This window comes from Paraburkholderia sp. WS6, from assembly GCF_030464835.1.
Classification (GTDB): Bacteria; Pseudomonadota; Gammaproteobacteria; order Burkholderiales; family Burkholderiaceae; genus Paraburkholderia; species Paraburkholderia madseniana.
In genome coordinates, this window is sequence record NZ_JALQCK010000088.1 from 1 (window position 1) to 9,428 (window position 9,428).

Here is a 9,428-nt window from a genome sequence, read left to right on the forward strand (position 1 = left end):
CGTGCGCGCCGGTGCTGACAATGAAGGAGCTGGCCAACGACCCGTCGTTGCGCGCGAGCGGCACGATCGTGGAAGTGCCGCACAAGAAGCGTGGCACTTACCTAACGGTGGGCAGCCCGATCAAGTTCTCCGACCTCAAGCCCGAAGTCACCGCTTCGCCGCTGCTGGGCGAGCACACCGACGAGGTGCTGGCGAGCCTTGGCTACAGCAAGCAGGACATCTTCAACCTGCACGAAGTCAAGGCCGTTTGACGGCGCAAGCAGGTAGAACTAGACGTATCTGAAGTTTCATTTTCGGAGCCTGCATGGACGGCGCGCGAGGCGGGCGCCGTCTGCACTTGAACCGCCGCTTTTTTCAAATTCCGGTTTCGCTATGCAAACAGCCATTGATTTCGAGCAACTGGTCGCAGCCGTCGGCGATGCGATCATCATTTCGGATGCCAAAGGAAATATCACGCTATGGAATCCGGCCGCTGAGCGCATGTTTGGTTTCAACCAAAGCGAGACGCTGCTGCATTCGCCGGAACATGAGTTGACCGGGATCGTTTCGGTGATTCGCGATGAAACCAGCCGCTTCCAGGAGGAGCGCAATCTGCGCAAACGCATGGCCGAACTGGAAGCCCGAGCGGGAGCGTAACGCAACGCCAGCCGTGTCGATCCGGTTGACTTTCTCTTGTGACGATCTATCAGGAGGCATCCGATGCACGTCGAAGTACTTGGACAATATCGGCTCGAGTTGTCCGCGATGCAATTGATCCACAACGGCGGATGGACCGCCTACGTGGCGATTCGCACGGCCGAAGAAAATCATCCGGCGCAACCCGATCTCCTGCCGTACCAGCAGGTCGTCGACGAGGCCGTCTTTGAAAGCGAGGAAGCTGCCATCGCCGGCGCGCGTCGCGTGGCGCTGGCGCTGCTCAGTCCGGCAACCCGGTAGCCCGGGCGTGCGGGGCGGGTACGGATCAATACAGGGAGACGTGAGATGGGCAAAGCATTGGAGGATGTGCGGATCCTCGACTTCACGCACGTGCAATCGGGGCCGACGTGCACACAGTTGCTGGCGTGGTTCGGCGCGGATGTGATCAAGGTGGAGCGCGCCGGTGCGGGCGATGTCACGCGGGAGCAACTGCGCGATATTCCTGATGCGGACAGCCTGTACTTCACGATGCTGAACCACAACAAGCGCTCCGTTACGATCGATGCGAAGAACCCGGAAGGCAAGCAGGTTCTCGAAGCACTGATCCAGAAATGTGACGTGCTGGTGGAGAACTTCGCACCGGGCGCGCTCGACCGGATGGGCTTCACGTGGGAGCGGATCCAGGAGCTGAATCCGCGCATGATCGTCGCGTCGGTCAAAGGCTTCGGCCCCGGCCCTTATGAAGACTGCAAGGTCTACGAGAACGTCGCGCAATGCGTGGGTGGCGCGGCGTCGACCACCGGCTTCGACGACGGTCCGCCGGTTGTCACCGGCGCCCAGATCGGCGACAGCGGTACCGGGCTGCATCTTGCGCTCGGCATTGTGACCGCGCTTTATCAGCGAAAAACGACAGGGCGTGGTCAACACGTGCTCGCGGCGATGCAGGACGGCGTGCTGAACCTGTGCCGCGTGAAGCTGCGTGACCAGCAGCGCCTCGAACGCACCGGCGTCATGCGCGAATATCCGCAACATCCGAACGGCACCTTCGGCGAAGCGGTGCCGCGAGCGGGCAATGCGTCGGGCGGCGGCCAGCCGGGCTGGATTCTGAAGTGCAAGGGCTGGGAAATGGACCCGAACGCGTACATCTACTTCATCACCCAGGCGCCGGTGTGGACCAGGATCTGCAACGTGATCGGCAAGGAGGAGTGGGCCACCGATCCGAACTACGCGACGCCCGCCGCGCGCCTGCCGCATTTGAAGGAGATCTTCGCCGAGATCGAGCGCTGGACCATGACCAAGACGAAGTTCGAGGCGATGGAAATCCTCAATAAGTACGACATTCCGTGCGGCCCGATCCTGTCGATGAAGGAGATCGCCGAGGAGCCGTCGCTGCGCAGGACCGGCACGATCGTCGAGGTCGATCATCCGGTGCGCGGCAAGTATCTGACGGTCGGCAATCCGATCAAGCTGTCGGACAGTCCGACCGAGGTCACGCGCTCGCCGCTGCTGGGTGAGCACACTGACGAGGTGATGGCCGAACTCGGTTACCACCCGGATCAGATCGCACATTTGCATGCGGTCGGTGCGATATGAGCGCATAGACGAAACCTGGCCGCGCATCCGACGCGCCGCAGTACGCCGTACAAGACATCGCCGCGCGACCGGCCTGATCGGTCGCTTCATTGCAGCAAAAAAAATCGCAGGAGACATTTCGATGAAATCGTGGATACGTTTTCGGCTCGCCCATGGCCGGATTGGTTTCGGCGTGCTGGAAAACCATCGCGTCACTGAATACGAAGGGGACATGTTCGGTGACGCCGTCCCAAGCGCCAACGTCCTGAGCGTCGATGACGTGACGCTGCTCAATCCATGTGTTCCTACCAAGGTGGTCGCGTTGTGGAACAACTTCCGCGCGCTGTCGGAGAAACTCGGCAAGGTCGCGCCGTCCCATCCGCTGTTTCTGATCAAGCCCTCCACTTCGGTGATTGGCCCGGGCGAACCCATCCAGCGGCCGCAAACCTACGCCGGCAAGATCGCCTACGAAGGGGAACTCGCGATCGTGATCGGCAAGCGCTGCCGCAACGTCCCGGTAGACGAGGCGAACGACTACATTTTCGGTTACACGTGCATCAACGACGTGACGGCGGCCGAACTCCTGAACGAAGACCCCAACTTTGCGCAATGGTGCCGCTCGAAGGGTTTCGATACGTTCAGTTGCATCGGTCCTGCGATCCAGCGTGATTTCGACTGGCGGAATGCGCACGTCGTGACGCGGCTCGACAACGTCGAGCGGCAGAACTATTCGCTGTCGGACATGATCTTTTCGCCCGCCGAACAGGTGAGCCGGATCTCGCACGATATGACGCTGTTGCCCGGCGACGTCATTGCAATCGGCACCTCGATTGGCATCGGCTCGATCAAGGACGGCTCGACGGTCGAGGTATCGATCGAAGGTATCGGCGTGCTGTCGAACACGCTGTCATCGGGGGCCTGACATGGCGATGACGATTGCAGTGCCGCGCGAAGTCCGCGCGGGCGAACGCCGCGTCGCGGCGACGCCCGAAACCGTCAGCCAGTTGCTGAAGCTCGGTTTCGCGGTGAACGTCGAAGCGGGCGCGGGCCTTAGGGCGTCATTCGACGATAACGCGTATCGCGCGGCCGGCGCACAGGTGGTCAGCGACACCCGGGCGTTGTGGGCCGATGCCGATATCGTGATCAAGGTGCGCGCGCCCGAACTGAATCCGGCGCTCGAGGCCGACGAAGCGACCTTGCTGAAAAAAGGCGCGATGCTGATCAGCTTCATCTGGCCCACGCAGAACCCGGTGCTGCTCACGCAGCTCGCCGACGGCGGCACGAGCGTGTTGGCCATGGACTGTGTGCCGCGCATTTCGCGCGCGCAGAAGCTCGATGCGCTCAGCTCGATGGCAAACATGGCCGGTTACCGCGCGGTGATCGAAGCCGCGCAGCATTTCGGGCGCGTCTTCACCGGACAGATCACCGCTGCGGGCAAGATGCCGCCCGCAAAGGTGATGGTGATCGGCGCGGGTGTCGCCGGGCTCGCTGCAATCGGTGCGGCGCGCGGCTTGGGCGCGATCGTGCGTGCGTTCGACACACGTCCTGAAGTCGAGCAGCAGGTCGAAAGCATGGGCGCCGAGTTTCTCAAGCTCGATGTCGAAGAGGAAGGCAGCGGCTCCGGCGGCTACGCGAAGCAGATGAGCGCGAAGTTCATCGAAGCAGAGATGGCGCTGTTCGCCGCGCAGGCGAAAGACGTCGACATCATCATCACCACCGCGCTGATTCCGGGCAAGCCGGCGCCCAAGCTGATCACCGCGGTGATGGTGGAGGGCATGCGGCCGGGCAGCGTGATCGTCGACATGGCCGCGGAGCAGGGCGGCAACTGCGAACTGACGCAGCCCGGCGAGGTGGTGTCGGTCAAGGGCGTGACGATCATCGGCTACACCGATTTACCGAGCCGGATGGCGACGCAATCGAGTCAGCTTTACGGCACCAACATTCGCCATCTTTTGACCGATCTGACGCCGCAGAAGGATGGTGTGGCCCGCATCGACATGGATGACGACGTGATGCGCGGCGCGACCGTCGTGTATCAAGGCGCTGTCAGCTGGCCGCCGCCCCCGCCGAAACAGGCCGCGATCGCCGCGCATCGGCCGCCGCCCGAGAAGCCCGCGGCGAGCCCCGTCGATCCCGAGGAACAAGCGGCCGCTGCGGCTCGCTCGCGGTACACATCGCTCGTCTTGCTGGCGATCGCGGCGTTCGCGCTGCTCGCGCTCGGCGCGGTCGCACCGCCCGCATTCGTCGCGCACCTGACGGTGTTCGTGCTAGCGGTGTTCGTCGGCTACCAGGTGGTCTGGAATGTGACGCCGGCGCTGCACACGCCGCTGATGAGCGTGACCAACGCGATCAGCGGAATCATCGTGATTGGCGCGCTGCTGCAACTCGGCACGCCGAATGTGCTGGTAACGGTGCTGGGCGGCGTCGCTTTGCTGGTTGCCACGATCAACATCGCGGGCGGGTTTCTCGTGACCCAACGCATGTTGAAGATGTTCCAGCGCAACTAAGGAGTGGTCATGCTGAACGGAATCGGCAACATTGCGTATTTGGGCGCGAGCACGCTGTTTATACTGAGTTTGCGCGGACTGAGTCATCCGACGAGCGCGCGCCGCGGCAATCTGTATGGCGCGGCGGGCATGCTGATCGCAGTCGTTGCGACGCTGATCATCGCACAGGGCGCGGGGATCGAAGTCGTATTGGCGGCGGCCGTGATCGGCGCAGCGGTCGGCGCGCTGCTGGCGCGGCGGGTCGAGATGACCCAGATGCCGCAACTGGTCGCGATATTGCATAGCTTTGTCGGGCTGGCCGCGGTGCTGATCGGCTTTACCAACTATCTGATGCCGGCCGGCGAGTTCGGCGGCGCGGAGCGGGTGATTCACCTGTCCGAGATTTATCTTGGCGTGTTTATAGGCACCATCACGTTCACCGGTTCGATCGTCGCGTTCCTGAAGCTGCAGGGCACGATTAGCGGCAAACCGCTTGTGATACCGGGCCGGCATCTGCTGAACCTGCTTGTGCTGGTGCTGTGCGTGGCAATCGGCTACCGGTTTCTCTCGGTGCCGTCGGGCGCGGAAGGCATCGGGGCATTGCTCGTGATGATCGTGCTCGCCGCGGCGCTCGGTGTGCATCTGGTGATGGCCATCGGCGGCGCGGACATGCCGGTGGTCGTGTCGATGCTGAACAGTTACTCAGGTTGGGCCGCCGCGGCCACGGGCTTCATGCTGAGCAACGACCTGTTGATTACGACCGGCGCGCTGGTCGGTTCGAGCGGCGCGATCCTTAGCTACATCATGTGCCGAGCGATGAACCGCAGTTTCATCTCGGTGATTCTCGGCGGCTTCGGCGCGGCGAGCGGAACGAGTTCGGCGGATATCGCGGGGGAGGTGGTGGCGACCAGCGTCGACGAAGTCAGCGCGATTCTGCGCGACGCCTCCGAGGTCATCATCGTGCCGGGCTACGGGATGGCCGTGGCGCAGGCGCAGACGACGATCAGCGAAATCACGCGCAAGCTTGACAGTCTCGGCGTGCGGGTGCGTTTTGGCATCCATCCAGTCGCCGGACGCTTGCCGGGCCACATGAACGTGCTCCTTGCCGAAGCGAAGGTGCCGTACGACATCGTGCTCGAAATGGATGAGATCAACGAAGACTTCACCAACACGGACGTGGTGCTCGTGATCGGCGCAAACGACATCGTGAACCCTGGTGCGCTCGAAGATCCGGGCAGTCCGATTGCGGGGATGCCGGTGCTCGAAGTGTGGAAAGCGCGCACGGTGGTCGTGTCGAAACGCAGCATGGCGACCGGTTATGCGGGCGTGGACAATCCGCTCTTCTACAAGGACAACACCCGGATGCTGTTCGGCGACGCGAAGGGCAGCGTCGACGCATTGCTCAGACAACTTGACGCTTGACCGGCTGTTGCCGCGCTCGCTCGCCCGCCACCTCACCTTACTGACCCGTTATGATCCGCCTACGCAAAGCAAAGATCGTCGCGACCCTCGGCCCCGCGACCTCCGATCTCGAAACGATTACCCAACTTTTTCACGCCGGCGCCGATGTATTCCGGCTGAATTTCAGTCACGGCTCGCACGAGGACCATCGGCGGCGCTATGAGCTGGTTCGCGAGGTCGAGCGTGCTTCGGGCCGGCCCATTTCGATTCTGGCAGACATGCAGGGACCGAAGCTGCGCGTCGGCCCGTTCGCCGAGGGCAAGGTGATGCTCGTGACGGGCGCCGAATTTGCGCTCGACCGGAACCCGGCGGACGGCGACGTCAATCGCGTATGCCTGCCCCATCCGGAACTCTTCGACGTCGTCGCCGCCGGCCAGTCGCTGCTGCTCGATGACGGCAAACTGCGCCTGGAAGTGCTCGACAATGACGGCGAGCGGATCCGTACCCGCGTATTGCACGGAGGAACGCTGTCGGATCGAAAAGGAGTGAATGTTCCCGACGCGATTCTGCCGATTCCCGTGCTGACCCAGAAAGACCTGATCGATCTGGAATTTGCGTTGTCGCTCGGCGCCGACTGGATTGCGCTGTCGTTCGTACAGCGTCCGGAGGATTTGATCGACGCGCGCGAACTCATTGGAGCGCGCGCCGGGCTGATGGTCAAGCTGGAAAAGCCAGCAGCGCTTGATCGGCTCGATGAGATCGTGAATGCGGCCGATGCGGTGATGGTCGCTCGCGGCGACCTCGGCGTCGAGCTTCCGCCCGAACGCGTGCCGGGCGCGCAGAAGCGCATTCTTCGATCCTGCCGCAGCCACGGCAAGCCGGTGATCATCGCGACGCAGATGCTCGAATCGATGATTTCAGCACCGGTGCCCACGCGCGCCGAGGCATCGGACGTCGCGACGGCGATCTACGATGGCGCGGATGCCGTCATGCTGTCTGCGGAGTCGGCCAGCGGCGGCTTTCCTGTGCAGGCCGTGGCGATGATGGAGCGGATCATCAAGGAGGTCGAACATGATCCGCTCTACCGGAGCCTGCTCGATGCTCAGCATGAACTTCCGCTGGGCACCCCGGGAGACGCAATCTGCGCGGCACTGCGCGATGTCGCGCAGACCATCGCTGCGGTTGCGACGGTCACGTACACGACGTCCGGACACACCAGCCTGCGGGCCGCCCGTCAGCGTCCGGTCGCGCCGATTCTCAGCATCACGCCGAAGCTGTCGACGGCGCGGCGTCTTGCGCTGGTGTGGGGCGTGCATTCCACAGTCAGCCCTGACGTCGAATCGGTCGACGAGATGGTGAGTGCCGCGTGCAGCATCGCCGTGAGACAGGGCTTTGCAAATTCAGGCGACCCGGTGGCGATCGCGGCAGGCATGCCGTTCGGCGAATCTGGTACCACCAATTTGCTGCGAATCGCCAGAGTCTAGCCGACGCCGCACGCAAGGTGGAAGGGTAGCCGGAGATAAATGGTCGGAGCGCTTGCGATCGTGCGCGGGCGCGCTCGCAGCGACTGCAACGTTTCGGGGAGGTATTAACGATAGCTAATATAACGCAGAAGAAACTTTAACTTTTGTTAATTGTTGAAGCCGCCCATCATGGTTCAAGCGCCATGACAGTTCAGCCTTGACATGCAGGTGTTTTGATCAGGCAAGCAAACAAGTCAATAGACGGAGACAGAGAACGTGTTACAGACTGACACAGCCTTCAACGGCTATACGGCGCGGCGGCATAACCGCTGGGTCCAGCTGGCAGCCGGCATCGCCTGCATGGGTCTTATAGCGAACCTTCAATACGCATGGACCCTGTTTGTCATCCCGATGGACGCCAAACACCACTGGGGGCAAGCCGCCATCCAGCTGGCGTTTTCGATTTTCATCGTCACCGAGACCTGGCTGGTGCCTGTCGAGGGTTGGCTCGTCGACAAGTTCGGTCCTCGTCCTGTCGTCATCGGCGGGTCGATCTGCGCGGGTTTGGGCTGGATTCTCGACGCCTATGCGCCGAATCTGCCGGTGCTCTACGTCGCCGCCGTGATTGCCGGTATCGGAGCAGGATGCGTCTACGGCACCTGTGTGGGCACGGCGCTCAAGTGGTTTCCCGACCGGCGCGGTTTGGCCGCCGGTCTGACCGCGGCGGGCTTCGGCGCCGGCGCGGCGCTGACGGTGATCCCGATCTCCAACATGATCCAGAGCGCCGGGTACGAGCATGCATTTGTGTTCTTCGGCGTGTTCCAGGGTGTCTGCATCCTGCTGCTGGCAACCTTGCTGGTGCGCCCGAAGCCGCCGGCGCATGCGGCTGGGGTCAGGCGCATCGTCGCAACGAAGACCGATTACACGACGAAGCAGATGATTCGCGCACCGCTTTTCTGGGTGATGTACGCCATGTTTGTGTGCGTCGCGGCAGGCGGCATCATTGCCACAGCGGAGATCGGTCCGATCGCGAAGGAGTATGGCTTTGCGGCTATGCCGGTCAGCGTGCTGAGCGTGACGTTGCCGCTGCTGACGATGACGCTGTCGATCAACAATATGTGCAACGGTTTCACGCGCCCGCTATGCGGTTGGATCTCCGACCGGATCGGCCGTGAGAACACCATGTTCATGACCTTTATCGGCGAAGCGCTGGCGCTGCTGGGGCTGATGCACTTCGGTCACAACCCGTACCTGTTCGTGCTGTTTTCCGGGCTCGTGTTCCTGTGTTACGGCGATATTTTCTCGAATTTCCCCGCGACGTGTGCCGACACGTTCGGCGCCAAATACGCGGCGGGGAATGCCGGTACGCTTTATACCGCCAAAGGGACTGCCGCCATGCTAGTGCCTGTGGCTTCGCTGTTGTCCGCGCACGGTGGATGGAACGCGGTGTTCATCTTCGTTGCGTGTATTTCCTTGATGGCCGGTGTGTCGGCGAAGTTCATCCTGTATCCGATGCGACGCCGCTGGATTCTGAACTCCGCTGCGCCCAGCACGGCACCGGAAAGCCGCTTTCGACCGTCGCCTCTCGGTTCGCACGAGTGAGCGCCGCTGAAGCAGTGCGTGTTCGGCGTGCAATGCGGGATCAGAACGTGAAGGCATCTCAGGGCCGCTCTGCAGGAGACTATCTTGGCCGATTCGAATGAGTTGATTGAGCGGCATATCCGCCGTGGTGGCTCCCTGCTTGCCGTGCTGCACGCGATCCAGGACGACGTCGGCTTCGTGCCGCCTGCCGCCGTCGCGCAGCTGGCGCGGGCGATGAACCTGTCGCGCGCGGAAGTGCACGGTGTCATCACCTACTACCATCACTTCC

10 protein-coding genes are annotated in these 9,428 nt (G+C 62.5%); all 10 read left to right on the forward strand.

Annotated elements, in window-relative coordinates; translation table 11 throughout:
• Positions 1 to 251: CoA transferase (locus M0D64_RS44250; RefSeq protein WP_266262236.1), on the forward strand; the 251-nt coding region annotated here is incomplete at its 5' end.
• 121 nt (positions 252 to 372) lie between these two features.
• On the forward strand, positions 373 to 636 hold the full coding sequence (locus M0D64_RS44255; RefSeq protein ID WP_154567565.1) for a PAS domain-containing protein: 264 nt from the start codon (positions 373 to 375) through the stop codon (positions 634 to 636).
• Between the two features lie 63 nt (positions 637 to 699).
• Positions 700 to 936 carry a hypothetical protein gene (locus M0D64_RS44260; protein ID WP_154567564.1) on the forward strand — a complete coding sequence of 79 codons (237 nt, stop codon included), beginning with the start codon at positions 700 to 702 and terminating at the stop codon, positions 934 to 936.
• Between the two features lie 45 nt (positions 937 to 981).
• Positions 982 to 2,229 carry a formyl-CoA transferase gene (frc, locus tag M0D64_RS44265; RefSeq protein WP_154567563.1) on the forward strand — a complete coding sequence of 416 codons (1,248 nt, stop codon included), beginning with the start codon at positions 982 to 984 and terminating at the stop codon, positions 2,227 to 2,229.
• Between the two features lie 121 nt (positions 2,230 to 2,350).
• On the forward strand, positions 2,351 to 3,130 hold the full coding sequence (locus tag M0D64_RS44270; RefSeq protein ID WP_266262237.1) for a fumarylacetoacetate hydrolase family protein: 780 nt from the start codon (positions 2,351 to 2,353) through the stop codon (positions 3,128 to 3,130).
• Between the two features lies 1 nt (position 3,131).
• Entirely contained in the window at positions 3,132 to 4,715 is a 1,584-nt protein-coding gene (locus M0D64_RS44275; RefSeq protein ID WP_266262238.1) for a Re/Si-specific NAD(P)(+) transhydrogenase subunit alpha, read from the forward strand.
• Between the two features lie 9 nt (positions 4,716 to 4,724).
• A complete protein-coding gene (pntB, locus tag M0D64_RS44280) occupies positions 4,725 to 6,116 on the forward strand; it encodes a Re/Si-specific NAD(P)(+) transhydrogenase subunit beta (protein WP_154567560.1) in 1,392 nt (463 codons plus the stop codon).
• A 50-nt stretch (positions 6,117 to 6,166) separates the two neighbouring features.
• The gene (gene pyk / locus M0D64_RS44285) at positions 6,167 to 7,579 is read left to right on the forward strand and encodes a pyruvate kinase (protein ID WP_154567559.1); all 1,413 of its coding nucleotides are present in this window, start codon (positions 6,167 to 6,169) and stop codon (positions 7,577 to 7,579) included.
• Positions 7,580 to 7,834: 255 nt separating this feature from the next.
• A complete protein-coding gene (gene oxlT / locus M0D64_RS44290) occupies positions 7,835 to 9,160 on the forward strand; it encodes an oxalate/formate MFS antiporter (RefSeq protein WP_266262239.1) in 1,326 nt (441 codons plus the stop codon).
• An 84-nt stretch (positions 9,161 to 9,244) separates the two neighbouring features.
• The coding region (locus M0D64_RS44295) for an NAD(P)H-dependent oxidoreductase subunit E (RefSeq protein WP_266262240.1) at positions 9,245 to 9,428 on the forward strand (184 nt) is incomplete at its 3' end.

What these genes read in the sequence shown, in the direction of transcription:
- M0D64_RS44255 (WP_154567565.1), top strand. Translation starts at nt 373, where the DNA reads ATGCAAACAGCCATTGATTTCGAGCAACTGGTCGCAGCCGTCGGCGAT.
- M0D64_RS44260 (WP_154567564.1), top strand. Translation starts at nt 700, where the DNA reads ATGCACGTCGAAGTACTTGGACAATATCGGCTCGAGTTGTCCGCGATG.
- frc (WP_154567563.1), top strand. Translation starts at nt 982, where the DNA reads ATGGGCAAAGCATTGGAGGATGTGCGGATCCTCGACTTCACGCACGTG.
- M0D64_RS44270 (WP_266262237.1), top strand. Translation starts at nt 2,351, where the DNA reads ATGAAATCGTGGATACGTTTTCGGCTCGCCCATGGCCGGATTGGTTTC.
- M0D64_RS44275 (WP_266262238.1), top strand. Translation starts at nt 3,132, where the DNA reads ATGGCGATGACGATTGCAGTGCCGCGCGAAGTCCGCGCGGGCGAACGC.
- pntB (WP_154567560.1), top strand. Translation starts at nt 4,725, where the DNA reads ATGCTGAACGGAATCGGCAACATTGCGTATTTGGGCGCGAGCACGCTG.
- pyk (WP_154567559.1), top strand. Translation starts at nt 6,167, where the DNA reads ATGATCCGCCTACGCAAAGCAAAGATCGTCGCGACCCTCGGCCCCGCG.